Origin of the sequence: Microbacterium sp. JAI119 (assembly GCF_013410135.1) — a bacterium.
Taxonomy (GTDB): Bacteria; Actinomycetota; Actinomycetes; order Actinomycetales; family Microbacteriaceae; genus Microbacterium; species Microbacterium oxydans.
Genome location: NZ_JACCCK010000001.1, coordinates 1,611,703 through 1,637,218, shown reverse-complemented (window position 1 = coordinate 1,637,218; position 25,516 = coordinate 1,611,703). Strand labels below are relative to the sequence as shown.

The following is a 25,516-nucleotide window of genomic DNA, read 5'->3' as shown; positions in this document are numbered from 1 at the left end:
CTTGTGGTGCGAGGGTCGTGCGTGGGGTCGTCTCTCAGCGTGCGCCTGCCGGCACGAGCGCACGGCGGGCCGTCTCGATCGCGCCGAGAGCGACCGCGTCGGAACCGAGGACGGCCGGAATGATGCGCAGCGGGATACCCGACACCGGCGAGTCGGTGGCGAGCGTACGCGCGATGGCCGGCTCGAGGAGGTCCCATGCGGCCGTGACCCCGCCCCCGACGATCGCGCAGGGCAGGTCGAGGATCGTGGCCGCGGTCGCGCAGGCGAGGGCGAGCGCCCGACCCGCAGCGTCGAACGCCGCAATCGCCTCCGTGTCGCCGCGGCGCGCACGGTCGGCGACCTCGCGAGCGTCGCGCACCGGGGCGCCCGTGCTCTCCTGGTAGCGCAGCGCGATGGAAGTGCCGGAGGCCAGCGTCTCGAGATGCCCGATCTGGCCGCAGGTGCAGACGAGGTCGCTGTACCCGGGTGTGTGTCCGATCTCACCGGCGGCACCGTGCGGTCCGTGGTGAAGTTCGCCGTCGATGAGGACGGCGCCGCCCACCCCCGTGCCGAGCATGACGCCGAGCACGTCCCGATCCGTGCGCCCTTCCGCCGCGGCCTCACCGAGCAGGAAGGCGTTCACGTCGTTCTCTACCCGCACGGGGACGCCGAGGCGTGACGCCAGTTCATGCCCGAGGGCGAACCCCGTCCAGCCGACGAAGGTCGCCGACGCCGCACGGATCGTCCCCGTCTCGTGGTCGATGACTCCGGCCGCCCCCACTCCGGCTGCGGCCAGCGATACTCCCGCCTCCGCTGCCAGCGACATGGCGAGGGTCGCTGCCGCATCCGCCATCGCTGCACCGCCGAGCGCGGCCGGTGCGCCGACGCTGCCCCGGCCGAGCACGGCACCGTCACCGTCCACCAGAAGGGCGGCGATCTTGGTGCCGCCGATGTCGATCCCGACGAGAGCCGCACCGGGTCCGGCTGCGCCACCGATGAGCGTGCTGGTCCCCTGTTCCTGACCGATCATGCTCAGCGACCACCCAGCCCGGCCATCGCGATCCCCTTGACGAGGTGCTTCTGCAGCACGATCACGAGGATCGTGGTCGGCACCATCGAGATGATCGCGGCTGCCATCTGCAGGTCCCACCGCGTGCCGGTGAGACCGGCGAAGCTCGCGAGGCCGACCGGAAGCGTGCCGTGCGCGTTGTAGTCGACCGTCACGATCAGCGGCCACAGGTAGCTGTTCCAGAACGAGAGGAACGTGAACACCGCGAGCACCGCCACCGCCGACTTCGACAGCGGAAGGATGATCTGCAGGAACGATCGCACGGGGCCTGCGCCGTCGACACGGGCCGCCTCCTCCAGCTCGTAGGGGATGCCGCGGAAGAACTGCCGCATCAGGAACGTGCCGAAGGCGCCGAACGCGAAGGGAAGGATGAGCGCCTGGTATGTGTCGACCCAGTTGAACCACTGCATGACCTGGAACATGGGGATGACGAGCACCTCGGCGGGAACCATCAGGGTGGCCAGGAACAGCACGAACACCGCGTCCCGGCCCTTCCACCGCAGGCGCCCGAAGGCGTATCCGGCTGTGGTCGAGACGATCAGCACGACGAGCGTTCCGCCGATCGCGACGATGAAGGAGTTCATGATGTACGTCAGGAACGGCCCGTAGGCGAACACGTCGACGAAGTTGCTCCACCGCAGTTCGGAGCCCACCAGGGTCGGCGGCATCGAGAACATCTCCGCGTTCGGCTTGAGAGCCGAGAAGAACGCGTAGATCAACGGCGAGATGAAGATCAGCGCAGCCACGTAGATCGCGACGTGCGCGAGGATCAGACGGGCGCGGGCGCCGGGGGTCGTCGCCGCACCGCGTGCGCGCTCGCGTTCGCGGTCGGCGCGGCCGGTGCGTCCGGCGGGCCGGACGAGGGTCTCAGTGCTCATAGTGCACCCACTTCTTCTGTGCGGCGAACTGGAGCCCGGTGATCGCGATGATGATCGCGAACAGGATCCACGCGGCTGCAGCGGCGAGGCCGAGATCACCGAAGGTGAATCCCTGCTCCCAGATGTACATGACGAGCGGCTTCGTGGCATTGCCCGGACCGCCGCCGGTGAGCATCTGCGGCTGCACGAACACCTGCAGCGACGTGATCATCGTCATGATGGTGGCGAAGAAGATCGATGGCGAGATCATCGGGACGATGATGCTCCACACCCGCCGGATCCCCTGTGCGCCGTCGATGCTCGCCGCCTCCAGCACGCTCTCGGGGAGCTGCTCGAGGGCGGCCGAGAAGATCAGCATGTTGTAGCCGAGTCCCTGCCAGACGCTCATGACGACGACCATGATCATGGCCCACGACGGATCGGCGAGGAAGTTGGGCAGCTCGATGCCGAACCAGGTCTGCGAGAGGCCGTTGAAGAGTCCCTGCGGCTGGAGCATCATCTTCCAGACCAGCACGTTGGCGACCATCGGCGTGACGACGGGGATGAAGAACAGCACCCTCAGTGCGCCGCGACCGCGGATCCGGGAGTTCAGACCGAGAGCGAGCACGAGCGAGAGAGCGACGCTCAACGGCACGTACAGCAGGGTGTACACCGCCGAGTTGCGCAGCGCCGGCCAGAAGTCGGGGCTGCTGGTGAACAGCTTGACGTAGTTGTCCACGCCGTTGAAGGTCCGCTCGCCGAAGGTCGGCCAGTCGAAGACGCTCATCACGATCGACAGCCCGACGGGCACGATCGTGAACAGGGCGAGCCCGATCAGGGCTGGGCTTGCGAATCCCAGCGCCTGACCGGCCTCCACCTTGGCGAGCGATCGTCGACGTCTCGTCGTGATCGTCATCTCAGTTTCTTCCTCTGTTACTGCATTGCTGCTGTGGTGGCCGAGGCCCGATCACTCGCCGAACTGCGCCTGCGCGTTCGACAGCAGCTCTTCCATCGTCATCTGGCCGTTGTAGACGCTGACGAGGTTGGGCTGGATGTAGCTGTCGAGCTTCTGCCAGTTCTTCGTCATGTAGAGGGGGACGGTGTCACCGAACGCAGCCTCGAAGACGGACTTCACCTGGTCGCGGTACTTCTCGTCGATCGACTCGAAGTACAGCGGCTGCGACGACGTGCGTGCCGGGTAGGAGCGGCCGGACGACGCGATGTAGTCCTGCGCGTCCTCGCCGAGCAGCGAGCCCATGACCTTGAGCGCGGCCTCGGGATTCTTGCAGTTGGCCGAGATGCCGTAGCCCGAGCCGAGGATCGGACCGGGGTTGCCGTCGACTCCGGCGGGCAGCGGGACCATGCCGGCGGCGAAGCCCGACTCGTTGTCGAGGTAGCTCACCGCGTTCCAGGTGCCGTCGACGGCCATGGCCGCGTTGGCGCCGGTGTACTGGTTCTCTCCCCACCCCGTGTCGGAAGCGGAGGCCACGGGTGCGGCGACCTTCTTCTCGGTCACGAGCTCGGCGTACCAGGTCGACGCGTCGACGAAGGCCTTCTCATCGATGTGCAACGTGCCGTCCTCGGAGGCCGGCTGCGTGGCGGAGTAGGCGATCGGCATCGACATCCACTGGTAGCCGCCCATACCCATGCCGAAGCCGTACTTACCGTCCTTGGTGGCGTCGGCGGCGATCTTGTCGAAGTCGTCGAACGTCCACCCGATCTCAGGGGTTGCGGCGCCGGCGGCGGTCAGCATGTCCTGGTTGTAGTAGACGAGCATGGTGGCGACGTCGAACGGCACGCCGTAGGTCTTGCCCTCGAAGCTGAGGATCCCGTCGGCGCTCGGATTGAAGTCGGCCCAGTCGATTCCCGCCGTCTTCAGGTCGGCATCGCTCAGCTCGCGGAAGCCGCCGGTGTAGCCTCCCAGCTGCGCGCCGCTCATGCCCGTGACGCACGCCATGTTGCCGCTGGCCATGTTGGTGGTCAGCTTCGTGAAGAAGTCGCTCCACGGCGACGTCTGCAGCTTGATCTTGATGTCGGGGTTCTGCTCCTGCGCGAACGCGACCTGCGCCTCGAGGGCGTCCACGTCCGACTCGCTCCCGGCCCACATGTCCACCACGATGGTGTCGCCGTCTGCCGAACCACCCGTGCCGCTGCCGCTCGCGCAGCCGGTCATCGCGACCGCGACGCCGGCGACGGCGACCACAGCCCCTACACGCAACTTCTTCATTGAATGCCTCCTGGAAAGGGAACCGGTTAATTCGCGGGTCGAAGTAACCTAGTAGGATTTCGTATGAAGTTACCGTTTCATACTTCGCAAGTGGCCGCAAGCCGAACATCCGATGTTTATCGGAGCTTGATAATTCGTAACTCCCGGGAAACACGACGAACCCCCGCTACGCTGACGATGCTCCGACAGGAAAGTGCTCTCATGACGAACTCCGCTGACACCGCCGTCGACGATCCGCACACGCGACGCATCCTCGACCTCGTCGCCCGCGGTGAGGCGCGATCGCGTTCCGAGCTCGCCGCCTCGCTCGGCGTGGCCGCATCGACGGTCGGTCTCCGCGTGCAGTCCCTGCTGGATGCCGGCGTGCTCAGAGAAGCCGGAGACGGCACGTCACGCGGAGGGCGGCGCCCACGTGTCCTTCAGATCGCGGCGGACGGCTTCGTCCTGTCCGCTGACCTCGGCGGCGGACACGCGCGCATAGGCAGGCACTCCCTCAGCGGTGCCCTCCTGGACAGTGAATCCATCGCCGTCGATGTCACCGAGGGACCGCAGGCCACCCTGGATCGCCTGGCGGTCGTGTTCGACCGTCTCCTGTCCTCGGGGAGGATCCATGCGATCGGGATCAGCCTCCCCGGTCCGGTCGACATCTCCACGGGATCCGTCGACCAACCCTCGCGGATGCCCGGATGGCCGGGGTTCCGCGTCGGCGAGCACCTCTCCGCGCGCTACGGGGTCCCTGTCGCCGTCGACAACGACGCGAACCTCGCCGCGCTCGGCGAGCACCGTGAGCGTTTCGGCCACACCTGTCACAGCATCACGGTGAAGGCGGGAACCGCCATCGGCAGCGGCATCATCGTGGACGGGCACGTGCACCGCGGCGCCACGTCGGCCGCGGGCGACATCACCCACACGCGCATCGACGGCAGCGGCGACATCCCCTGCTCCTGCGGAAACACCGGATGCCTGGAAACCGTGGCGAGCGGGGCGAGTCTGGTCCGACAGATGCGCGAGCGCGGGAACGACGCCGTGCGCACGACGACCGACGTGCTGAGCCTGGCGCGCGACGCCGATCCCCTCGCCACGACTCTGGTCCGAACCGCCGGCACCCACCTGGGTCAGGCACTCTCCGGGGTCGTGAACTTCTTCAATCCGCACGCCGTATTCCTCACCGGCAGCATGAGCGCATCCGAACCGTTCATCGCGGCCGTCCGCAGCCGCGTCTACGAGGCCTGCCACCCGCTCGCCACCCAGCGACTGCGCATCGAGTCCGCGGCGACGGGCGCCGACGCCATCCTGCACGGCGCGGCCCGACTCGCGCTCGAGGGCATGGACATCCCCGTGGCGGCCGCCTGAGCCACCGCCACGGTGCAGATCAGTCCTCGATCAGGGTCAGCTCGATCACGGGGACCAGCACATCGGGTCGACGCACCGGGAGGTGGACGGTCAGAGTCCCCTCGGCCTCGCCTGCGGGTGTCATGAGATCCGCCTCGCGATCGGGGTCGGACACGCTCGTCTGGAGCCAGGATCCGTCGTTGAGCAGCCGGACGTACGACACCTTGCCCGCGAGCTCCGGGAGGTGGACGAAACCCATGGGCCAGCTGAAGAGGCTCAGGTAGAGCCGGTTCCCCCTGCGCGTGTAGACGCCCTCACGCGGTGGGGTGAAGGCCGCGTACCCCGCGCCAACCACCGCGTTCCGGTGCAGGCGCATCCACTCCCCGATCTCCGCCAACGTGCTCGCATCCCGCGGAGCGATCGCCCCACGCCCGTCCGGGCCGATGTTCAGCAGCATGTTGCCGTCCATCGAGACAGAGTCGACGAGCATCTGCACGAGCAACGTCGACGACTTCTGGTCCATGTTGTCGCGGTGGTAACCCCACGATCCGTTCAGCGTCTGGCACGCCTCCCATGTGAGGGGAACGCCGTCTCGCACGATCGGCGCGGTGGGCTGATACTGCTCTGGCGTGACGAAGTCCGCGGGGATACCCAGACGATCGTTGACCAGCATGTTCGGCTGCAGCTCCCGGCACAGAGCGAGCAGTGCCTCCGCATCCCAGTCCCCGGGGCCCTTGCCTGCCCACCCGTCCTTCTCCTCCGGGTAGGTGAAATCGAAGAAGAGGTAGTCGATGTCGCCATACTCCGTGAGGAGCTCGCGCACCTGACCGTGGAGGTAGGCGCGGTATGCGGCCATGTCGCGGCCGGCGTTCAGCTCATGAGCGTTCTCATCGTCGCGACGCGGGTGGTTCCAGTCGATCGTGAAGTCGGGGTGATGCCAGTCGATGACCGAGTGGTACAGGCCGACTTTCAGGCCTTCCGCCCGCAGCGCGTCGACGTACTCGCGCACCAGGTCACGTCCGGTGTTCGCGACCGAGGTGAAGTCGGTCAGCTTCGAATCCCAGAGGCAGAAACCGTCGTGGTGCTTCGTGGTGAGCACGACATACCCCATGCCCGTCGCTTTCGCCGTGCGCGCGAGTGCTGCGGCATCGAAGAGATCCGGATGGAAGTGCTCGAAGTACTGACGGTAGTCCTCGTCCGTGAGCCGCTCGTAGTTCTGCACCCACTCGTGCCGTGCGGCGGTGCTGTAGAGGCCGAAGTGGACGAACATGCCGAACCGAGCCCGGTCAAACCATTCCTGTCGCATACCTCCCATCCTGGCACAGACATCCGATGTTTAGAGAGTGGATGGACCTGCTCGACGCAGAACGGGCGCCCCCGAAGGGACGCCCGTTCGTTCGAAGATCGAATCAGCGCGCGGCGCTGCCGTCGATGTAGTCCTCGTCCTGCTGCTTCCAGGCGAAGAGCGAGCGCAGCTCCTTGCCGGTGACCTCGATCGGGTGCTGCTCCTCCTTGGCACGCAGCGCCAGGAACTCCTCGGCCCCGTTGTCCTGGTCGTCGATGAAGCGCTTGGCGAAGGCGCCGGACTGGATGTCGGCCAGCACGCCCTTCATGCTCTCCTTGACGCGCTCGTCGATGACGCGCGGGCCCGAGACGTAGTCGCCGAACTCGGCGGTGTCGGAGATCGACCAACGCTGCTTGGCGATGCCGCCCTCCCACATCAGGTCGACGATGAGCTTGAGCTCGTGCAGCACCTCGAAGTACGCGATCTGCGGCTGGTAGCCCGCTTCGGTGAGGGTCTCGAAGCCCGCCTGCACGAGGTGGCTCACACCACCGCAGAGCACGGCCTGCTCGCCGAACAGGTCGGTCTCGGTCTCTTCGGTGAACGTCGTCTTGATGACGCCGGCCCTGGTGCCGCCGATGGCCTTCGCGTAGGAGAGCGCCAGGTCCCAGGCCTTGCCCGATGCGTCGCGCTCGACGGCGATGATGTCGGGGATGCCGCGGCCCGCGACGAACTCACGACGCACGGTGTGGCCCGGAGCCTTCGGGGCGACCAGGATCACGTCGACGCCCTCGGGAGCGTCGATGTAGCCGAAGCGGATGTTGAAGCCGTGGGCGAACGCGAGCGTCTTGCCGGCCGTGAGGTTCGGCGCGATGGACTCGCTGTAGATCGTGCGCTGGTGCTGGTCCGGCGCGAGGATCATGATGACGTCGGCCCACTCGGTGGCCTCGGCGACGGTCTTGACCGGGAAGCCTGCCTCCTCGGCCTTGGCTGCCGACTTCGAGCCCTCCTTGAGGGCGATCGCGACCTCGACACCCGAGTCGCGAAGGTTCTGCGCATGGGCGTGGCCCTGCGAGCCGTAACCGACGATGGCGACCTTCTTGCCCTGGATCAGGGACAGGTCTGCATCGGCGTCGTAGAAGATCTCGGTGCTCACTTTGTGTTTCTCCTTGATTGTGGTTCGTGTAGGTAGAGGGGGGCGCATCAACCGCGCAGCACGCGTTCCGTGATGCTCTTGCCACCGCGGCCGATGGCGAGAAGACCGGACTGCGCGATCTCCTTGATGCCGAAGGGCTCGAGCGCGCGGAGCATGGCATCGACCTTGCCCTTGTCGCCGGTGACCTCGATCACGAGCGCGTCGGAGGCGTAGTCGACCACGGAAGCGCGGAAGAGGTTGACGACCTCGATCACGTTCGAGCGGGTGGCGTTGTCGGTGCGAACCTTCACGAGCATGTGCTCGCGCTGCACCGACGTGGCGAAGTCGAGCTCGACGATCTTGATCACGTTGATCAGCTTGTTGAGCTGCTTGGTGACCTGCTCGAGCGGGAGCTCATCGACATCGACGACGACGGTGATCCGGGAGATGCCAGGCACCTCCGTCACGCCGACGGCGAGGGAATCGATGTTAAAGCCGCGGCGGGCGAAGAGGCCGGCCACACGGGTCAGAAGGCCGGGGGTGTTCTCCACCAGCAGGCTCAGCACATGGGTCGACATGGATCAGTCCTCCTCGTCGAATGCGGGCGCGTGCTCGCGGGCGTACTGGACGTAGCTGTTGCTGACTCCCTGCGGCACCATCGGCCACACCATGGAATCGGCACTCACCACGAAGTCGATCACCACAGGCCGATCGTTCGTCTCGAGTGCGAGCTTGATGGCGGCGTCGACCTCTTCCTCCTTCTCCACACGGATCGCGAGGCAGCCGTAGGCTTCGGCGAGCTTCACGAAGTCGGGGATGCGGATCGTTCCGTGACCGGTGTTGAGATCGGTGTTCGAGTGACGTCCGTCGTAGAACAGCGTCTGCCACTGGCGCACCATGCCCAGCGAGGAATTGTTGATGATCGCGACCTTGATCGGGATGTTGTTGATCGTGCAGGTCGCGAGCTCCTGATTGGTCATCTGGAAGCAGCCGTCGCCGTCGATCGCCCAGACCGGACGATCGGGCTCGGCGACCTTGGCACCCATGGCCGCCGGCACCGAGTAGCCCATCGTTCCGGCACCGCCGGAGTTCAGCCAGGCGTTCGGACGCTCGTACTTGATGAACTGCGCAGCCCACATCTGGTGCTGGCCGACTCCGGAGGCGAAGATGCCCTCCGGCCCGGTGAGCTCGCCGATGCGCTGGATCACGTGCTGAGGAGCGAGCAGACCGTCGGTCGTCGGCGCGAATCCCAGCGGGAACTCGGTACGCAGACCGTCGAGGTACGACCACCACTCCTCGATGTCGGGCTTCGTGTCGGCCGTCGCGCCACGGAACGCCGCGTCGAGGTCGGTGAGCACGTCGCGCACATCGCCGACGATCGGCACGTCGGCCGTGCGGATCTTGGAGATCTCCGCCGGGTCGATGTCGACGTGGACGACCTTCGCGTTGGGTGCGAACAGCGCCGCCTTACCCGTGACACGGTCGTCGAACCGCGCACCGAGCGAGACGAGGAGATCGGCCTCCTGCAGAGCGAGCACAGCGGGAACCGTGCCGTGCATGCCGGGCATGCCGAGGTGCTGCGGGTGCGAGTCCGGGAAAGCACCACGGGCCATCAGCGTCGTGACGACCGGGGCGCCGGTGGACTCGGCGAGTTCGAGGAGTTCTGCAGACGCCTTGCCGCGGATCACGCCGCCGCCCACGTACAGCACCGGCTTCTTGGCTTCGGCGAGAAGGGCCGCCGCGGCCTGGATCTGCTTCCCGTGCGCCTTGGTCACAGGACGGTAGCCGGGCAGGTCGATCTTGGGCGGCCACACGAAGGGCGCGGTCGCCTGCTGCGCGTCCTTGGTGATGTCGACCAGCACCGGACCGGGGCGCCCGGTGCCGGCGATCTCGTACGCCGCAGCGATCGCGCCCGGGATCTCCGCCGCGTCCTTCACGAGGAAGGAGTGCTTGGTGATCGGCATCGTGATGCCCACGATGTCGGCCTCCTGGAACGCATCCGTCCCCATGAGGGTCGAGAACACCTGACCGGTGATCGCGAGCATCGGCACCGAATCCATGTAGGCGTCGGCGATCGCGGTCACGAGGTTGGTCGCGCCGGGACCGGAGGTCGCGATGCACACGCCCACCTTGCCGGATGCGGACGCGTACCCCTCGGCCGCGTGCCCGGCTCCCTGCTCGTGACGAACCAGGATGTGACGGAGCTCGGAAGCGTCCATCAGCGGGTCGTAGACGGGGAGGATAGCCCCGCCAGGAAGCCCGAACACGTCGGTGACACCGAGCAGCTCGAGCGAGCGGACCACGGCCTCAGCGCCCGTGATCTCCGGTGCGGCAGGTTGACGGGCGGGCGGCCTCGGCACGGCCGGGGCGGAATCAGCAGTCATGACTTTCCTTCTGATGATCTGTGGAGGACGCCGGATGTCCGATCGGCTGGGTTCCTGAGCCTGTCGATGGATCAGCCGGTGGTCGCTCCCTCGGCGGCGGACCGCACGAGGCGCGAGTACTTGGCAAGAACGCCTCGGGTGTAGCGCGGGGGAAGCGGCTCCCAGCCAGAGCGGCGGGAGGCGAGCTCTGCCTCGTCGACGAGTAGATCGAGAGAGCGAGCTGCGATATCGACCCGTATCAGATCACCATCGCGCACGAAGGCGATAGGACCTGCGTCCACCGCTTCGGGTGCTATGTGGCCGATGCACAGGCCGGTTGTGCCGCCTGAGAATCGTCCGTCCGTCAAGAGTAGTACATCTTTTCCGAGTCCAGCGCCCTTGATGGCCGCGGTGATCGCGAGCATCTCCCGCATGCCCGGTCCACCCTTGGGTCCCTCGTAGCGGATCACGATCACCGTGCCGGGTTCGATCTCGCCCTCGGCCACGGCATCCATGGCCGCGCGCTCGCGCTCGAACACGCGGGCCGGTCCCTCGAACACCGCCGCGTCGAAACCCGCCGTCTTGACGACGGCACCCTCCGGGGCGAGCGAGCCGTGCAGGATCGTGAGCCCGCCCGTGGCGTGGATCGGGTTGTCGAACGTGTGGATGACCTCGCCGTCGATCGGCTGCGGGTCGAGGTCCGCGAGGTTCTCGGCGAGCGTCTTGCCGGTGACCGTGAGCGCGTCGCCGTGCAGGAGGCCCTCGTCGAGCATGGCCTTCATGATCACGGGGATGCCGCCGTGGCGGTCGACGTCGTTCATGACGTACTTGCCGAACGGCTTCATGTCGGCCACGTGCGGGACCTTGTCGCCGATGCGGTTGAAGTCGTGAAGACTCAGCTCGACCTCGGCCTCTCGCGCGATGGCGAGGAGGTGGAGGACGACGTTGGTCGAGCCGCCGAGGGCCATCGCGAGGGCGATCGCGTTCTCGAACGCCTCCTTGGTGAGGATGTCGCGCGTCGTGATGCCCTGACGGAGCAGGTTGACGACGGCCTCGCCCGACCGATGCGCGAAGTAGTCGCGACGGCGGTCGGCAGCGGGCGGCGCGGCGGAGCCCGGCAGGCTGAGCCCGAGTGCCTCGGCGACGGAGGCCATGGTGTTGGCGGTGTACATGCCGCCGCATGCCCCCTCACCGGGAGCGATGGCGCACTCGATGCGCTTGAGGTCTTCCTCGCTCATCAGGCCGGCACGGCAGGCGCCGACCGCCTCGAACGAGTCGATGATCGTGACGTCCTTCTCGGTGCCGTCGGAGAGCTTGACCCAGCCCGGCGCGATCGACCCGGCGTAGAGGAAGACACTCGACAGGTCGAGGCGGGCGCTGGCCATGAGCATGCCGGGGATCGACTTGTCGCAGCCGGCGAGCAGGACGGAGCCGTCCAGGCGCTCGGCCATCATCACGGTCTCGACCGAGTCGGCGATGACCTCGCGGGAGACGAGTGAGAAGTGCATCCCCTCGTGGCCCATCGAGATGCCGTCCGAGACGGAGATGGTTCCGAACTGCAGCGGGTACCCGCCGCCGGAGTGCACGCCCTCCTTCGCCCCCTGAGCAAGACGGTCGAGGCTCAGGTTGCAGGGAGTGATCTCGTTCCAGCTGGACGCGATGCCGATCTGCGGCTTGTCCCAGTCGGCGTCGCCCATGCCGACGGCACGGAGCATACCGCGGGAGGTCGTGGCCTCGATGCCGTCGGTGACGACGCGGCTGCGGGGCTTGATGTCGATGGGCGCGCTGCTGGAGGGATCATGCGAGGACATGACGGAAGTCTATTGCCGCCGAGAGGCACGTTCGTCCGCCAACGCCTCCAGAAGCTCGGCGATCTGTTGTGGAGAGTCCACACGAAGGGTCGCGGCGCTCTCCCCCGGCCCGACCCGGACGCCGAGGTCGCCGGGCTGCAGCACACGCATCGCATCCTCGTCCGTCACATCGTCGCCGGCGAAGAGGATCCCGGTGGCGTCGAACCTCTCGCGGAGAGCGGCCATCGCCGCGTCCTTGCCCTCCGTTCGCGACGAGAACTCGAGCACCCTGTGGCCCGAACGCCGTCTCCAGTGCGGGAACCGCTCCGCGACGAGGGCATCGATCTCGGCGAAGACGCGCTCCTCGGTCTCGCGGTCGGCACGACGGGTGTGCACGCCCATGCCGAAGGTCTTGGGCTCGAACTCGGCGCCTTCATATCGGTCGATGATCGGCTTCGCCGCCGCCCACAGCTCCTCACGAGCACCATCGTCCGTCGGCTCGCCGGGAGCATCGGCGTCGCCCTCCCCCGGGAACCAGTACTGGGCGCCGTGCGATCCGGCCAAGGCGATCGCGGAGTCGTCGGTGTGCTCCGTGATGACACGGAGGTCATGCATGCTGCGTCCGGAGACGTAGGCGACGACAGTGTCCGGAAGAGCGGCGAGGCGGTCGACCTGGACGGCGACTTCGGGAAGGGCTCTGGCGGCCATCGGATCCGGGACCAGCGGCGATGCCGTGCCGTCGAAGTCGAGCGCGACCACAAGCCGTGCAGTGCCGGCCAGAGCGCTCAGGTCGTCATCGGCTGTTCCAGGGGTCCAAGGGCGCGTCACGGATTCTCCAATCGAAGGGGGCTCTCCCAGTATCGCGGGCCGTGCGCGGGCTCAGCGACCGCGCACCTCCGCCAACGCGGCGAGGAACGACGACGACCACGCGGTCACGTCGTTGTCGAGCACCCGGCGCCGGAGCGAGCGCATGCGACGCGACTGCTCGCCCGCCGGCATGTCCACGGCGGTCATGATCGCGTCCTTGAGACCTTCGATGTCGTGCGGGTTGACGCGCACGGCCTGGCGCAGCTCGTCCGCCGCTCCCGTGAACTCGCTCAGCACGAGCACGCCGCGATTGTCGGCCCTGGTGGCGACGTACTCCTTGGCCACGAGGTTCATACCGTCGCGGAGCGCGGTCACGAGCATGACATCCGCCGCCAGGTAGAGCGCGACCATCTCCTCGCGCGGATACCCCTGGTGCAGGTACCGGATGGCGGAGTGCCCCATGGTGTCGTTGTCGCCGTTGATGCGGCTCACGGCGAGCTCGATCTCGTCCCGCAGGTGCACGTAGGCATCGACCCGCTCGCGGCTGGGACTCGCGACCTGCACCAGTGTCACGTCCTCGACGTTCAGTCGCCCGTCCTCGAGCAGTTCGCCATAGGCCTTGATGCGGTGCCGGATGCCCTTCGTGTAGTCGAGTCTGTCGACGCCGAGCAGGATGCGCTTGGGGTTGCCGAGGCTGGCTCTGATCTCGGCGGCTCTGGCCTGGATGTCCTCCCTGGCCGCGAGCTCGAGGTAGGGCTCGGTGTCGATGGAGATCGGGAAGGCTCTCGCCACCGCCGTCCTGGTCTGCTCGCCCTCCGGCACCGCGACGTGCGAGCCCTTGACCTCGTAGCGCAAGCGGCGGCGTACGGCGGTCAGGAAGTAGGTGGCGTCCTGCGCGCGCTGGAAGCCGATGACGTCGGCGCCGAGGAGTCCGCGCAGCACCTGGTCGCGCCAGGGCAGCTGCGCGTACAGACCGTGAGCGGGGAACGGGATGTGGTGGAAGTAGCCGATGGTGACGTCGGGCCGCAGTTCCCGCACCATCTGCGGCACGAGCTGGAGCTGGTAGTCGTGCACCCACACGGTGCCGTCCTTCGCGACCGCGGCGGCAGCAGCCTCGGCGAAGCGGCGGTTCACCGTCACGTATGCCTCCCACCATTCCCGGTGGTACTGCGGCGGCGCGATCACATCGTGATAGAGCGGCCAGATGGTGTCGTTCGCGAAGCCTTCGTAGTACTCGGCGACCTCCTGAGCGCTGAGCGTCACCGGTATCAGGTCGATGCCGTCGGCCGCGAACGGCTCCAGCTCGACGTCGGCCTGGCCGGGCCAGCCCACCCAGGCCCCGTGCACACTGCGCATCATCGGCTCGAGCGCGGCGACGAGACCACCGGGAGACGTGCGCCAGGTCTCCTCACCTCCGGGACCCACCACCCGATCGACGGGCAGGCGGTTGGCGACGACGACGAAATCTGCTGCGGCCACGAGGGCTCCTCCCGGGGTTTCCCCCAGGCTATCGAGGAACGTCGATCTCCGCGGATCGCGCGTCAGGGGTTGACGCGGGCCTCGCGTCCCCTCTACCGCTGAGGAACCAGTTCGCCACACCCGCGATGAAGGCGATCAGTGCCGCGATCATCGGCAGCAACAGCGCAGCGGGCGTGCCGACGTTCTCGGCGATCTCACCCGCGAAGGCGGCTCCGATGGACTGCCCGACGACGACGCCGGAGCCGAGCATCGTCATGACGGTGGCGGAGCGTCCCCGGGGACTGCGGGCCGCACCGAAACTGTACTGCGTGACGAGAGTGGGACCGATGCCGATGCCCATGATCGCGAGCGCCAGCATCATGGTGCCGGGGGTGTCGACGAATCCGAGCAGCAGCGTGCCCGCCAGCAGGATCCCGGAGAACACGAGCCACCGCGCGCGCATCGAGAATCGCGGGGGAAGCCATGCGACACCGAGTGCGAGGATGGCGGACCCCACGCCCATGACACCGTAGAGGAGGCCGGCCTGCTCCGGCGCCCCGCGGTCGGCCATGAACGACGTCAGCGAGGTGAGCATCGTGCCGAAGAAGATGCCGACGCCGAGGATGCCGACCACCACGATCAGCAGCTGGGGCCGGAACAGCTCGGAGACGGCCGAAGGCGCCTTCCCGTCGGCGTCGCGATCCTGCGAGACGTGTCGACCGCTGGGATGCAGCGCGAAGGCACCCACGAAGACCACGGTGAGGACGGCCGCACCGACCAGCGGAGCCCACGGCGCGATCGCCGACGCCAGGATCCCGACCAGGAACGGCCCGAACACGAACACCGTCTCGTCCGCCGCCGACTCGTAGGCCATCGTGCCCGACACCGTCTTCGCACGGCGGGACTCCGCCATTCGTTCGCTGATGATCGTGACGAGCCGCGACCGTGAGAGCGGAGCGACCTGCGGGGCGCTCGCCCCGATGCCGACGGCGGCGAGCAGCACGAATCCGTCCGGCGCCGTTCCGTAGACGACCACGGTGAACAGCAGAAGCATGGCCGCGTTCGCGACAGCGAGCACCATCAGCACGACCCGCTGCCCGAAGCGATCGGCTGCTGCCCCGAGCAGAGGCCCGAAGCATGCGGTGCCGAGACCCACGGCCGCAGAGGTGAGACCTCCGAGCGAGAGGGAGCCCCGCGCGGAGACGACGACCGTTAGCACGCCGACGACCATCATCGCGAACGGCAGCCGGGCGATGAAGGCGATGAGGAAGTAGGGAAGGCCGGCGAGACGGAGAAGGGTCGGCTCGGCGATTTGCTGCGATGCTGTTGCGCGTGTCATGGCTCTCGCGCGTCGAAGACGCGATGTCGGGTGCCGCCGCTGTCCGCCGGAATGCCGACGGCCGGTAGATACACGGTTGTGCGGCCGCGGGCGAGCCGCGACCAGGCCATGATAGCGGGTGCGCCCGAGTGCCGTCCGTCAGCTCGTTCCCTGCCGGATCCACCGGGGGCTTGTCAAGGCTCCATGCGACCAAGGGTGCGGGAAGGTAGCGTGGGGGAATGCGCTACCTCTTCAGCACCGGACTTGTCGCTGCGATCTCCGCCGGAGTCTCCCTGCTGCGCGGCACCCGCGAGCAGCCCGTCACCTGGCGTGCCGTGCTGTCCTGGGTGAGCTGGGGCATCACGATGGCCCTCGCCGTCGGCGCCGTGATCGACATGAACCGCGAACGTCGCGGTGTGCTGGTGGACGCCGACTCCCCGCAGTCGGTCAAGAAGGCGAAGAAGGCCCAGCGACTGCAGTTCCGCTCGCAGAAGGCCCTCGCCGACACGCAGGACCACGCTAAAGACTCACGTCCCTGATCGGCCGCTGGCCGGGACCGTCGTCATCGGGTGAGGATGAGCGCCTCTCCCTGACCGCCGCCGCCGCACAGTCCGACCGCCGCGGTCCCCGCGCCCCGACGTGCCAGCTCGTGCGCGAGGTGCACGACGAGCCTGTTGCCTGAGGCTCCGATGGGGTGACCGATCGCGATGCCGCCACCATGGATGTTCACGATGCTCTCGTCGATGCCCAGCTCGTCCTGAGAACGTGCGACGACGGCGCCGAAGGCCTCGTTGATCTCGACCAGATCGAGATCGGACGGCGAGATGCCCTGTTTGGCGCACGCACGCTCGATCGCCCGCGCCGGTTGCGCCTGCAGCGAGTTGTCCGGTCCTGCCGTCTGCCCGCTCGCACCGACGGTCGCCAGCACGGGCCAGCCCTTCACCGTCGCGACGCCGCGGGTCGTCAGCACGACCGCGGAGGCACCGTCGGAGATCGGCGATGAGTTACCGGCGGTGATCGAGCCGCCTTCCGCGAACGCCGCTCTGAGTCCCGAAAGCGTCTGCACGGTCGTGTCGGGTCGTACGCCCTCGTCCTTCGTCACGCGCACGGGCTCACCCCGTCGTTGAGGAACGTCCACGGCGACGATCTCCGCGTCGAACACTCCCGACTCCTGCGCTGCCGTCGCGCGCTGGTGGGAGAGAGCCGCGACCTGGTCCTGCGCCGCCCTGGTGAGTCCGAAACGCGCGTTGTGCCGTTCCGTCGATGCTCCCATGCTCTCCTGGTCGTACGCGTCGGTGAGCCCGTCGTATGCCATGTGGTCGAGCACCTCGACGCTTCCGTATGTCCAGCCGTCGCGGGAACCCATCAGCAGGTGCGGGGCGCGCGTCATGGATTCCATGCCCGCGGCGACGACCACTTCGGCATCACCCGTGCGGATCATGCGTGCGGCGTCGATGATCGCCGTCAGCCCCGACAGACAGACCTTGTTCACCGAGTGCGCCGGCACGTCCCATCCGATGCCCGCGCCGATCGCCGCCTGCCGCGCCGCGTTCTGTCCCGACCCGGCCGCGAGCACCTGACCGACGACGACGGCATCGACATCGTCGGGATCGATCGTGGCCTGTTCGAGCGCGCCGCGGATCGCCAGTGATCCGAGCTGAGGCGCTGTGAACGCGGAGAGCTGCCCCTTGAGACGTCCCTGTGGGGTGCGAGCAGCGGCGACGATGACGACGTCGTTCTCAGTCATGGTGCGTGGTCCTTCCGTTGTGCAGTGCGCGGGAGACGATGAGGGGTGGCTCCGTCGCGGCGACGACGTCATCGACCGTGACGTCCGGCGCGGTCTCGACGAGCACGAGTCCCTCCGATGTCACGTCGATCACGGCGAGGTCGGTGATGATCCGGTCGACGACGCCTCGACCCGTCAACGGCAGGGAGCACTCCTCGACGATCTTCGCGGAGCCGTCTTTCGCGACATGCTCCATGAGCACGATGACCCGGCCGGCGCCGTGGACCAGATCCATGGCACCGCCAGGGCCCTTGACCATCTTGCCGGGGATCATCCAGTTCGCGAGGTCTCCCGCTGACGAGACCTGCATCGCCCCGAGGATCGCGGCATCGATCTTGCCGCCTCGGATCATGCCGAAACTGGTCGCCGAGTCGAAGAAAGCCGCCCCGGGGAGAGCGGTCACCGTCTCCTTTCCCGCATTGATCAGGTCGGGATCGACCGCGTCCTCCCGCGGATAGGGGCCGACGCCGAGGATGCCGTTCTCCGACTGCAGGACCACGGTGACACCGGGCGGCACGTGATTGGGCACCAGAGTGGGGAGACCGATGCCGAGGTTCACGTAGGCGCCGTCCTGCAGCTCGGCCGCAGCGCGGGCGGCCATCTGCTCGCGGGTCAGTGCCATGTCAGGCTCCTTCCACGGCGACGGTGCGCCGTTCGATGCGCTTGGGGATGTCGGTGCCGACCTCGACGACGCGGTGCACGAAGACGCCGGGAAGGTGGATGCCATCGGGGTCGAGCTCCCCCGGTTCCACCAGCTGTTCGACCTGAGCGATGCAGACCCGTCCCGCCATGGCTGCGAGCGGGTTGAAGTTGCGCGCAGCCTTGTTGAACACGAGGTTGCCGTGTCGGTCGCCGCGGGCGGCGTGCACGAGCGCGAAGTCGGTGGTGATCGCCTCCTCGAGGACGAACTCACGCGGGGCCCCGTCGACCTCGAAGGTGCGCACGTCTTTGGCGGCCGAGGCGACGGCGATCGTGCCGTCGGGGTTGTATCTGCGCGGCAGTCCCCCCTCTGCCACCTGTGTGCCGACCCCGGTCTGGGTGTAGAAGGCGGCGATCCCCGACCCGCCTGCGCGGAGCTTCTCGGCGAGGGTTCCCTGCGGTGTGAGTTCGAGCTCCAGTTCCCCGCTCAAGAACTGACGCTCGAACTCCTTGTTCTCGCCCACATAAGACGAGGTCATCTTGCGGATCCGCCGCGCGCCCAACAGCACACCCAGACCCCAGTCGTCGACCCCGCAGTTGTTGCTCACGACGCTCAGGCCCGTGGTGCCCTGTGCGAGGAGCGCCTCGATGAGTGCGATCGGGTTACCGGAGAGACCGAAGCCGCCGACCGCCAGCGACGCCCCATCCCTGATGTCGGCGACAGCTGCCTCGGCAGACTCCCAGTGCTTGTCGATCACGTCGGCTCCTTCGATCCCGTGCTCTCCCCAGCATCCGTCCAGAGCACCCGCCCGGAGAAGCAGGATCTTGTGATGTGGCAGAACCTAGAGGTAGCGTCCACATCATGGAACCTCTTGCAGCCGTGCCCGGCGCTCAGGCCATCGCCAGAGCCGCCCGCCTGCTGCGTCTGGTGACGGCCGCCGGCGCCGAGGGCGCCTCGCTGCAGGAGCTGGCGCGCGGCGCAGACCTCTCGCGCTCCACAGCGCACCGCCTGCTGAGTGCTCTCCGCGCCGAGGGCCTGGTCGACCGTGATGGCGAGAGCACCCGGTGGATGCCCGGTCCTGATCTCTTCCTGATGGGATCCGTCGCGGCCGCTCGGTACGACGTGACTGCTCTCGCCCGCGACGTGGTCCGCTCACTCGCCGTCAAGACCGAGGAGAGCGCGTTCCTCTCCGTACGTCGAGCGGACGAGACGGTCTGCCTCCTCCGCGAGGAAGGCTCGTTCCCCATCCGTTCCTTCGTGCTGAGCGAGGGCGTCCGCTTCCCTTTGGGCGTCGCGAGCGCGGGCCTCGCCATTCTCGCCTTCCTTCCGGACCACGATGTGGATGGCTACCTCGAGCGTCACCCGGACCTCGAGAGCGCGTGGGGACGTGCCCACGGCATGCGCCCCCTTCGCGCGCGCCTCGCGGAGACCAAGGAACGGGGATACGCGGTGAACCCCGGATTGATCGTCGAAGGCAGCTGGGGACTCGGCGCCGCCGTGTTCGATCGCTCGGGGCGCCCCGAATGGGCATTGAGCCTCACCGGTGTGGAGTTCCGCTTCGGCCCTGACCGGATGGCCGAGCTCGGCCGCACCCTCCTGGCACACGCACATCAACTCTCCGCGCGCATCGCCACCGCCCGACGCTGACCGTTATTCATACCAGTGGGTATATACTTGCTGGTATGAATCGCACGGACGTCATCCCCTCCCTGGTGCTCTCGGCGTACGCGCTCGGCCGTATCGCCGCGCAGGACGCCGGAAACGACGCGCCAGCGGCGCAGTGGCGTGTGCTGAGCCTGCTCGAGCAGGCAGGCTCCCGGCGCGTCGGCGAACTGGCTGCCGCCGCACGGACGACCCAACCCGGAATGACGCGTCTCCTCGGCGGCCTGGAGCGAGAAGGACTCATCCTCCGCTCCCCCGACCCGGACGATTCCCGCGCGACCGTCGTCGACATCACCGCGCAGGGGACCTCGGCGCTCGCCGCCTGGCGAGCCGAGTTCCGCGACACTCTCGCTCCACGCTTCGCCGCTCTGGACGACGAGGAGTGGGCCGCCCTCACACGTGCGGCGGAGATCCTCGCCGCGCATACCGCCACTGATCGAACAGGAGAACCTCGGTGAACACCGCCGCCACCCCCTCGGTGTGGAAACAACCGGCCCAGGTCTGGGCCGTCGCATTCGCGTGCGTCGTCGCCTTCATGGGCATCGGACTCGTCGACCCGATCCTGCCCGCGATCGCCGAATCGCTGCAGGCCTCTCCCGTCGAGACCGAGCTGCTCTTCACCAGCTATCTCCTCGTGACAGGTCTCGCGATGCTCGTGACCAGCTGGATCTCCAGCCGCATCGGGGCCAAGGCGACGCTGCTCATCGGACTCGCGCTGATCGTGGTGTTCGCACTGCTCTGCGCACTGAGCGGCAGCGTCGACGCCGTCATCGGCTTCCGTGCTGGGTGGGGCCTGGGTAACGCGCTCTTCATCTCGACGGCCCTCGCCACGATCGTCGGTGCCGCGTCAGGCGGCAGCAGCGCGGCCATCGTCCTCTATGAGGCCGCCCTCGGCCTGGGCATCGCCGTCGGTCCGCTCCTCGGTGGCCTCCTCGGCGAGCAGAGCTGGCGTGGACCGTTCTTCGGAGTGGTCGCGCTGATGGCGATCGCCTTCGTCGCCGTGCTGGTGCTGCTGCGCGGTCCGGGCGAGAAGCGCGAGCCCGTCAAATTCTCCGCACCGTTCAGCGCCTTGCGCCGCCCGGCACTCGCGGTGCTCGCGGTCACGGCCCTGTTCTACAACATCGGCTTCTTCGTCCTCCTGGCCTTCTCCCCGTTCCCGCTGGGCTTCGGCGCGATGGGCATCGGCTTCACCTTCTTCGGCTGGGGAGTCGCACTCGCGGTCACCAGCGTCTGGGTCGCACCTCTCCTCATGCGCCGCATGCCCAGGACGCGCATCATCCTGGTCGTCCTCCCCCTGTTGGCGGTCGATCTGATCGCTGCCGGGCTCGTGGTGGAGAATACCGCGGCGCTGGTCACCTGCATCGTGGTGGGCGGGCTTCTGCTCGGCGTGATGAACACCGTGCTCACCGAAGCGGTGATGGAGGCGACCGATCTGCCGCGCTCCGTCGCTTCGTCGGCGTACTCCGCCGTCCGGTTCCTCGGAGGCGCCATGGCTCCCCCGATCGCCGCCCTCCTGTGGCACGCGTTCAACGCAACGGTTCCCTATCTGTTCGCCGCGGCCTCCGTCCTGCTGGCCGCGCTCACCGTCTTCCTGGGTCGGCGGGTACTCGCCCACATCGACGACGAGCCCGACGACACGGTGACGGAGGATGCGGCGGCCATCCTGGTGGGAGACGCCGGCTGATCCGGACTCCTGGCGTCGGAGTGGTCACCGAAGACCGCTCCGACGCCAGGGCACGAGCGTTGGATATCGTGGATCGATGACCGAGACCCCCGCACTCCCCGAACGCAGCAGGCAGGTGCACCGGCAGCTCCTGGAGGCAGGCGTCGATGTCCGGATCCGGGTGCTCCCCGAGTCTGCACGAACCGCAGCCGAAGCAGCCGCCGCGATCGGCTGTGAGATCGCGGCGATCGCCAACAGCCTGGTCTTCGTCGCGGACGATGTGCCGGTGCTGGTCATGACCAGCGGCGGGCACCGGGTGGACCTCGACGCGCTGAAGGCGAGCATCGACGCGGAGGAGGTGACGATGGCTCCGCCCGCCCTGGTCCGCTCGGCCACCGGCCAGGTCATCGGCGGCGTCGCACCCATCGGTCACCCGACACCGCTTCGCACCTACATCGATGAGGCGTTGCGGGCCCACGACGAGCTGTGGGCGGCGGCAGGCCATCCCCACACGGTCGTGCCCTTGACCTTCGACCAGCTCGCCGCCCTGACCCGGGGAACAGTGATCTCCGTCGCGTGACCTCTATCGCGTGATCTCCGTCGCGTGAGTTCCGCCCCCTCACCTCACGCAGGGGCCGGGCCCGCATCCGGACACGCTGCGGTTCGCCCTGAGAGCCGGGTCGCGAAGCGCATGCTCCACGACCCGGCTCTCTCGACGATCAGCTGTGTGCTGCCCGCTTCCGAGCACGAACGGCTCCGAGCAGGGTGAGGGCGATTCCGAGCAGGAGCGCCGATCCTCCGGCCCACAGCAGCCCACCGGGGGCATCGGCGCCCGTGGTCGCCAGCGACGATCCGCCCGTGAGGGGCAGCTCCTTCGGCGGAGAGACCACGGGCGGCGGTGTCGTCGGCGGAGTCGTCGGCGGTGTCGTCGGCGGAATGACCGGCGGCGTCGCGGTCGCGGTGTTGGTGAGGGTCACCGAGAGAGTCGCACCGGCGCCGACCGTGATCTGCGTTCCACCGTCGGGACGTACCTGCACACCTGTGCCCGAGAACGCGGGTGTTCCCCAGTCGATGCCTTCGATCGCGGGCGGGGTGAGCTCGACGAGGGTGACCACGGTGCCGGCGGGCAGCGTGATCAGCGGCGAGGTGGCGCCGGCGGTGATGGCGACCGTACGCTCGACGACCGGATCGCCGTAGCTGTATCGCACCGTGTACACGGAGTCGGCGGGCACAGTCGGCGCGCCGGAGCCGGACATCGCCTTGGTCACGGTGAATGCCCCGGTGGCGTCGCCGTCGCCGGTTCCCCCGCCCGTGACGTTCCACACTTCCTTGTCCTCGAGCTTGATCCCGTTCACGTCGGCGGTGTTGGCGAAGGTCGCCCCGTCCACATGGGTGCTCGGCACGGTGAAGTACTTGACGAAGTAGATCCGGGTCGGGTCGATCGGACCGGGGATCTCGAGGTGGAATGCCGTGCCCTCAGCGTTCCACGACCCCGTCCAGTCCGTGATCGTCTGCGAGTCCTGATCCTGCATGGTGGCGCTGCGCACAGCGAGCTGGCCGTCCTCGTTGTGGTGCTCGGCGAGCCCGTCACCGGCGCCGACGAGGGTGTCATCGATCACGATCGACTCCGCTCCGGCGAACCTCGCTCCCGGGAGGGCCAGTTCCCACGCGATCCTGCCGTCGTCCGTCTGCCAGGACCACTTCTGCGGTTCGGTGGGCAGCGGTGCGGAGGGTCCGATCCCCCCGCCGGGGAGCTCGACCGGTGTGATCGTGCCGTCGACGGTGAACTCGACGGTCGACTGCGTCGTCTGCTCATCCGCAGAGGCGACGAACCACAGCGAACCCGTGACGCCGGTTCGGCCGTTCACGTAGTCGGTGAGGGTGCACGTCACGACGGGAGCCGCATCCGTGCTCACCGTGCACTGGGCGATCGCCACGCTCGGGTCCTCAGCCGATGGCACGGAGAAGGAGGTGCCCGCGCGGGCGAACTCCTTCGGGAGTGTGAACCCGAACGTCTGGCCTCCTGTCGCTCCGTCCGGCACCGCCCAATCGGCATCGACACGCACCTGATCCCACTGCGAGACGCCTCCACCGCCGTTGACGGTCGTCACGGTGATCGACGCAGGATCGATGGCCGCGGGATAGTCGTACTCCGCTGCCGAAGCGCTCCCGGCGCCGGCAAGAGTGATCACGGCGGTGAGCGCCGCGGCGGCCGCAGCGATCATCGCGGTTGTCTTTCGGCGCACGACGGCGCCGCCATTTCTTTCGTACAAGATCTTCCCCAGTTCTTGATGAAGCCCGCGGCTCGGTGCTGAAGCTGTGGAACGGCAGTACGGAGGCGCAAGGCATGTGTCCCCATATGAGAGACGACGGGGTGCGCGATCTATTACGCGATTCTCGAACTCTTCTGAGCAGGAGGCGATCGGAGTCGTGCTCGACGAGGCGTGGGAAGGTGCTCAGGAAGCAGAAAAGCCTCGGTAGATGGCGAGATCTACTGAGGCTGTTCCGTGCACCCCCTGGGACTTGAACCCAGAACCCACTGATTAAGAGTCAGTTGCTCTGCCGATTGAGCTAGAGGTGCGTGGCCCGGGATAACCCCGACCGAGGAATTACATTACCAGCCGACCGGGTCCATGTGAAATCGGCGTCGGCACCCGGGCGCGCCGCGACGATGAGAGACCGCAGACATGGTCTTTCGGCCCTCGGGCGCCGCGGAGTCGACGACTATTCTTAGACCGTGAACACCTCTCCCCACGCCGATGCCCTGCGTCACGACCTCGAACTCGCGCTCCGCCTGGCTGACGCCGCGGACGCCCAGTCCCTCCCGCGTTTCGACGCATCGGATCTCGAGATCTCGACCAAGGCCGACAACTCGCATGTGACGGATGCCGACCTCGCCACGGAACGCGCGATCCGCAGCATCCTCGAGCAGGAGCGGCCCGAGGACGGCATCTTCGGCGAGGAGTTCGGCGCCCAGGGCAGCACTCAGCGCCAGTGGATCATCGACCCGATCGACGGAACCGCCAACTTCCTCCGCGGGGTCCCGCTGTGGGGGACGATGATCGCCCTCGCGGTGGACGGCGTGCCCCAGGTCGGTGTGGTCAGCATGCCGGCGCTCGGTCGACGCTGGTGGGCGTCGACCGGTGGTGGCGCCTGGACGGACGGCGAGAACGGACCGCGCCGGATCCAGGCGTCCTCGGTCTCCTCCCTCGACGACGCGAGCGTGAGCTTCCAGAGCATCGCGCAGTGGTCGGATGCCGGGCGCCTCGACACGCTCCTCGCGGTCGCCGCACGGGTCTGGAGGGACAGAGCGTACGGTGACGTGTACTCGTACATGCTCCTTGCGGAGGGCCGCATCGACATGGTGGCCGAGTTCGGCGTCAAAGAGTACGACATCGCTGCTGCCGTCCCCATCGTCCGAGAGGCCGGCGGCCGGATGACGGCGATCGACGGCGCGGAGACGATCAGCGCGCGCTCGACACTCGCAACCAACGGGACTCTGCACGAGGAGTTCCTGAGCTTGACGCAGAGCTGATCGGCCTGCTGCAGCCCGACCGGAACGACGAGGCCTCGCGATGAATCCCCGCATCATGTCCGCCGCCGCGGGCGTCCTGCTGCTCGTCGCAGCGCTCTCCGCGTGCGCGGCCCCCGAGCCAGGCCCCTCCTCGACGCCCGACGCCGGCGACACGCGCCCGTCACAGTCCCCCGCCCCGCCCTCCTCGCCGACATCGCCGGACGCCGAGGAAGAACTCACGTGCGAGTCGATGATCTCCGATGGCACCGTCACCGCGCTCGCTGATGCCGGTTGGACCGCCGAGACGAAGGAGTTCGTCGCCGGCGGCGTCGAGCTGACCGAAGGACTGCTCTGCTTCTGGGCTGACTACTCCGTCGGTTCGGATCACGGACAGCTCTACGGCTGGTCGGCGATCGACGGTGCGGACGCCGCGACGGCGCAGGCCGCTCTGCTCGCCGAGGGGTGGAAGCGAGAAGACGGCCCTGACGGCGTCTACTTCACAGAGGATGCGCAATACGCGATGGGTACCGACGAAGACGGCTACGGGATGACGTACCTGTTCGGGGACGGTTGGGTTCGGCTCGCCGACACTCGGCAGGGACTCATCCTCATCGAATGGCCGCGCTGAAGACGC

24 protein-coding genes and 1 tRNA gene are annotated in these 25,516 nt (G+C 67.8%); 8 read left to right on the top strand and 17 right to left on the bottom strand.

All coding sequences use genetic code 11. From position 1 onward, the window contains the following. Positions 1-34: 34 nt before the first annotated feature. From HDC31_RS07890 to HDC31_RS07875, 4 genes are read right to left on the bottom strand one after another with little or no spacing between them, the layout of a single operon-like run. Entirely contained in the window at positions 35-1,009 is a 975-nt protein-coding gene (locus HDC31_RS07890; RefSeq protein WP_082738537.1) for an ROK family protein, read from the bottom strand. 2 nt (positions 1,010-1,011) lie between these two features. Then, positions 1,012-1,926: a carbohydrate ABC transporter permease gene (locus HDC31_RS07885; protein WP_046748404.1), complete on the bottom strand. Its 915-nt coding sequence runs from the start codon at positions 1,924-1,926 to the stop codon at positions 1,012-1,014. After that, the gene (locus HDC31_RS07880) at positions 1,916-2,821 is read right to left on the bottom strand and encodes a carbohydrate ABC transporter permease (protein WP_045265140.1); all 906 of its coding nucleotides are present in this window, start codon (positions 2,819-2,821) and stop codon (positions 1,916-1,918) included. Before HDC31_RS07880 ends, HDC31_RS07885 begins: the two co-directional genes overlap by 11 nt. A 51-nt stretch (positions 2,822-2,872) precedes the next feature. Continuing rightward, positions 2,873-4,132 (bottom strand): ABC transporter substrate-binding protein, encoded by a 1,260-nt coding sequence (locus HDC31_RS07875; RefSeq protein WP_218867345.1) that lies wholly within the window; start codon positions 4,130-4,132, stop codon positions 2,873-2,875. A gap of 201 nt (positions 4,133-4,333) precedes the next feature. Here HDC31_RS07875 and HDC31_RS07870 point away from each other — a divergent pair, with 201 nt between their 5' ends. Next, positions 4,334-5,485 carry an ROK family transcriptional regulator gene (locus tag HDC31_RS07870; RefSeq protein WP_113680774.1) on the top strand — a complete coding sequence of 384 codons (1,152 nt, stop codon included), beginning with the start codon at positions 4,334-4,336 and terminating at the stop codon, positions 5,483-5,485. A gap of 19 nt (positions 5,486-5,504) precedes the next feature. Here the strand turns inward: HDC31_RS07870 and HDC31_RS07865 are convergent, their stop codons facing one another. The 8 genes from HDC31_RS07865 to HDC31_RS07830 form a co-directional block, all read right to left on the bottom strand. Next, entirely contained in the window at positions 5,505-6,779 is a 1,275-nt protein-coding gene (locus HDC31_RS07865; RefSeq protein WP_374168939.1) for an alpha-L-fucosidase, read from the bottom strand. Between the two features lie 94 nt (positions 6,780-6,873). Beyond that, a complete protein-coding gene (gene ilvC / locus HDC31_RS07860; RefSeq protein WP_113680776.1) occupies positions 6,874-7,950 on the bottom strand; it encodes a ketol-acid reductoisomerase in 1,077 nt (358 codons plus the stop codon). Then, a complete protein-coding gene (gene ilvN / locus HDC31_RS07855; RefSeq protein WP_017830816.1) occupies positions 7,950-8,459 on the bottom strand; it encodes an acetolactate synthase small subunit in 510 nt (169 codons plus the stop codon). The genes ilvC and ilvN overlap by 1 nt, the downstream gene beginning before the upstream one ends. Positions 8,460-8,462: 3 nt before the next feature. Continuing rightward, positions 8,463-10,265: an acetolactate synthase large subunit gene (locus tag HDC31_RS07850; protein ID WP_113680777.1), complete on the bottom strand. Its 1,803-nt coding sequence runs from the start codon at positions 10,263-10,265 to the stop codon at positions 8,463-8,465. A 71-nt stretch (positions 10,266-10,336) separates the two neighbouring features. Then, a complete protein-coding gene (gene ilvD, locus HDC31_RS07845) occupies positions 10,337-12,055 on the bottom strand; it encodes a dihydroxy-acid dehydratase (RefSeq protein WP_046748398.1) in 1,719 nt (572 codons plus the stop codon). Between the two features lie 9 nt (positions 12,056-12,064). Next, positions 12,065-12,862 carry a trehalose-phosphatase gene (otsB, locus tag HDC31_RS07840; protein WP_046748397.1) on the bottom strand — a complete coding sequence of 266 codons (798 nt, stop codon included), beginning with the start codon at positions 12,860-12,862 and terminating at the stop codon, positions 12,065-12,067. A gap of 51 nt (positions 12,863-12,913) precedes the next feature. After that, positions 12,914-14,320: a trehalose-6-phosphate synthase gene (locus tag HDC31_RS07835; RefSeq protein WP_058630553.1), complete on the bottom strand. Its 1,407-nt coding sequence runs from the start codon at positions 14,318-14,320 to the stop codon at positions 12,914-12,916. Positions 14,321-14,348: 28 nt separating this feature from the next. After that, entirely contained in the window at positions 14,349-15,638 is a 1,290-nt protein-coding gene (locus HDC31_RS07830) for an MFS transporter (RefSeq protein WP_058630552.1), read from the bottom strand. A 218-nt stretch (positions 15,639-15,856) separates the two neighbouring features. Here HDC31_RS07830 and HDC31_RS07825 point away from each other — a divergent pair, with 218 nt between their 5' ends. Further along, positions 15,857-16,156 carry a hypothetical protein gene (locus tag HDC31_RS07825; protein WP_046748394.1) on the top strand — a complete coding sequence of 100 codons (300 nt, stop codon included), beginning with the start codon at positions 15,857-15,859 and terminating at the stop codon, positions 16,154-16,156. A gap of 23 nt (positions 16,157-16,179) precedes the next feature. Here HDC31_RS07825 and HDC31_RS07820 read toward each other — a convergent pair whose 3' ends face one another. From HDC31_RS07820 to HDC31_RS07810, 3 genes are read right to left on the bottom strand one after another with little or no spacing between them, the layout of a single operon-like run. After that, entirely contained in the window at positions 16,180-17,364 is a 1,185-nt protein-coding gene (locus HDC31_RS07820) for an acetyl-CoA C-acyltransferase (protein ID WP_141369890.1), read from the bottom strand. Further along, positions 17,357-18,025, bottom strand: coding sequence for a CoA transferase subunit B (locus HDC31_RS07815; RefSeq protein ID WP_174799781.1), 669 nt, complete (start codon positions 18,023-18,025; stop codon positions 17,357-17,359). The genes HDC31_RS07820 and HDC31_RS07815 overlap by 8 nt, the downstream gene beginning before the upstream one ends. A gap of 1 nt (position 18,026) precedes the next feature. Next, complete coding sequence (locus HDC31_RS07810) at positions 18,027-18,800, bottom strand: CoA transferase subunit A (protein WP_179515953.1); 774 nt, start codon at positions 18,798-18,800, stop codon at positions 18,027-18,029. A 104-nt stretch (positions 18,801-18,904) separates the two neighbouring features. Between HDC31_RS07810 and HDC31_RS07805 the strand changes: the two genes are divergently transcribed. The 4 genes from HDC31_RS07805 (at position 18,905) to HDC31_RS07790 (ending at position 21,948) form a co-directional block, all read left to right on the top strand. After that, a complete protein-coding gene (locus tag HDC31_RS07805) occupies positions 18,905-19,690 on the top strand; it encodes an IclR family transcriptional regulator (RefSeq protein WP_113680778.1) in 786 nt (261 codons plus the stop codon). 35 nt (positions 19,691-19,725) lie between these two features. Continuing rightward, positions 19,726-20,163 (top strand): MarR family winged helix-turn-helix transcriptional regulator, encoded by a 438-nt coding sequence (locus HDC31_RS07800; protein ID WP_046748390.1) that lies wholly within the window; start codon positions 19,726-19,728, stop codon positions 20,161-20,163. After that, on the top strand, positions 20,160-21,389 hold the full coding sequence (locus HDC31_RS07795) for an MFS transporter (RefSeq protein ID WP_113680779.1): 1,230 nt from the start codon (positions 20,160-20,162) through the stop codon (positions 21,387-21,389). Before HDC31_RS07800 ends, HDC31_RS07795 begins: the two co-directional genes overlap by 4 nt. Positions 21,390-21,465: 76 nt before the next feature. Then, positions 21,466-21,948 carry a YbaK/EbsC family protein gene (locus HDC31_RS07790; RefSeq protein WP_113680780.1) on the top strand — a complete coding sequence of 161 codons (483 nt, stop codon included), beginning with the start codon at positions 21,466-21,468 and terminating at the stop codon, positions 21,946-21,948. Between the two features lie 139 nt (positions 21,949-22,087). Here the strand turns inward: HDC31_RS07790 and HDC31_RS07785 are convergent, their stop codons facing one another. Beyond that, complete coding sequence (locus HDC31_RS07785; RefSeq protein WP_113680781.1) at positions 22,088-23,593, bottom strand: Ig-like domain-containing protein; 1,506 nt, start codon at positions 23,591-23,593, stop codon at positions 22,088-22,090. Between the two features lie 283 nt (positions 23,594-23,876). Then, positions 23,877-23,949, bottom strand: a tRNA-Lys gene (locus tag HDC31_RS07780). A 156-nt stretch (positions 23,950-24,105) separates the two neighbouring features. On the opposite strand from HDC31_RS07780, the gene hisN reads away from it, so the two are divergent. Beyond that, positions 24,106-24,903 carry a histidinol-phosphatase gene (gene hisN / locus HDC31_RS07775; RefSeq protein WP_046748386.1) on the top strand — a complete coding sequence of 266 codons (798 nt, stop codon included), beginning with the start codon at positions 24,106-24,108 and terminating at the stop codon, positions 24,901-24,903. Between the two features lie 40 nt (positions 24,904-24,943). Further along, positions 24,944-25,510 carry a hypothetical protein gene (locus HDC31_RS07770; protein WP_113680782.1) on the top strand — a complete coding sequence of 189 codons (567 nt, stop codon included), beginning with the start codon at positions 24,944-24,946 and terminating at the stop codon, positions 25,508-25,510. Positions 25,511-25,516: the final 6 nt, after the last annotated feature.

What these genes read in the sequence shown, in the direction of transcription:
- HDC31_RS07890 (WP_082738537.1), bottom strand. Translation starts at nt 1,009, where the DNA reads ATGATCGGTCAGGAACAGGGGACCAGCACGCTCATCGGTGGCGCAGCC.
- HDC31_RS07885 (WP_046748404.1), bottom strand. Translation starts at nt 1,926, where the DNA reads ATGAGCACTGAGACCCTCGTCCGGCCCGCCGGACGCACCGGCCGCGCC.
- HDC31_RS07880 (WP_045265140.1), bottom strand. Translation starts at nt 2,821, where the DNA reads ATGACGATCACGACGAGACGTCGACGATCGCTCGCCAAGGTGGAGGCC.
- HDC31_RS07875 (WP_218867345.1), bottom strand. Translation starts at nt 4,132, where the DNA reads ATGAAGAAGTTGCGTGTAGGGGCTGTGGTCGCCGTCGCCGGCGTCGCG.
- HDC31_RS07870 (WP_113680774.1), top strand. Translation starts at nt 4,334, where the DNA reads ATGACGAACTCCGCTGACACCGCCGTCGACGATCCGCACACGCGACGC.
- HDC31_RS07865 (WP_374168939.1), bottom strand. Translation starts at nt 6,779, where the DNA reads ATGGGAGGTATGCGACAGGAATGGTTTGACCGGGCTCGGTTCGGCATG.
- ilvC (WP_113680776.1), bottom strand. Translation starts at nt 7,950, where the DNA reads ATGCGCCCCCCTCTACCTACACGAACCACAATCAAGGAGAAACACAAA.
- ilvN (WP_017830816.1), bottom strand. Translation starts at nt 8,459, where the DNA reads ATGTCGACCCATGTGCTGAGCCTGCTGGTGGAGAACACCCCCGGCCTT.
- HDC31_RS07850 (WP_113680777.1), bottom strand. Translation starts at nt 10,265, where the DNA reads ATGACTGCTGATTCCGCCCCGGCCGTGCCGAGGCCGCCCGCCCGTCAA.
- ilvD (WP_046748398.1), bottom strand. Translation starts at nt 12,055, where the DNA reads ATGTCCTCGCATGATCCCTCCAGCAGCGCGCCCATCGACATCAAGCCC.
- HDC31_RS07830 (WP_058630552.1), bottom strand. Translation starts at nt 15,638, where the DNA reads ATGACACGCGCAACAGCATCGCAGCAAATCGCCGAGCCGACCCTTCTC.
- HDC31_RS07825 (WP_046748394.1), top strand. Translation starts at nt 15,857, where the DNA reads ATGCGCTACCTCTTCAGCACCGGACTTGTCGCTGCGATCTCCGCCGGA.
- HDC31_RS07820 (WP_141369890.1), bottom strand. Translation starts at nt 17,364, where the DNA reads ATGACTGAGAACGACGTCGTCATCGTCGCCGCTGCTCGCACCCCACAG.
- HDC31_RS07815 (WP_174799781.1), bottom strand. Translation starts at nt 18,025, where the DNA reads ATGGCACTGACCCGCGAGCAGATGGCCGCCCGCGCTGCGGCCGAGCTG.
- HDC31_RS07805 (WP_113680778.1), top strand. Translation starts at nt 18,905, where the DNA reads ATGGAACCTCTTGCAGCCGTGCCCGGCGCTCAGGCCATCGCCAGAGCC.
- HDC31_RS07800 (WP_046748390.1), top strand. Translation starts at nt 19,726, where the DNA reads ATGAATCGCACGGACGTCATCCCCTCCCTGGTGCTCTCGGCGTACGCG.
- HDC31_RS07790 (WP_113680780.1), top strand. Translation starts at nt 21,466, where the DNA reads ATGACCGAGACCCCCGCACTCCCCGAACGCAGCAGGCAGGTGCACCGG.
- HDC31_RS07785 (WP_113680781.1), bottom strand. Translation starts at nt 23,593, where the DNA reads ATGATCGCTGCGGCCGCCGCGGCGCTCACCGCCGTGATCACTCTTGCC.
- HDC31_RS07770 (WP_113680782.1), top strand. Translation starts at nt 24,944, where the DNA reads ATGAATCCCCGCATCATGTCCGCCGCCGCGGGCGTCCTGCTGCTCGTC.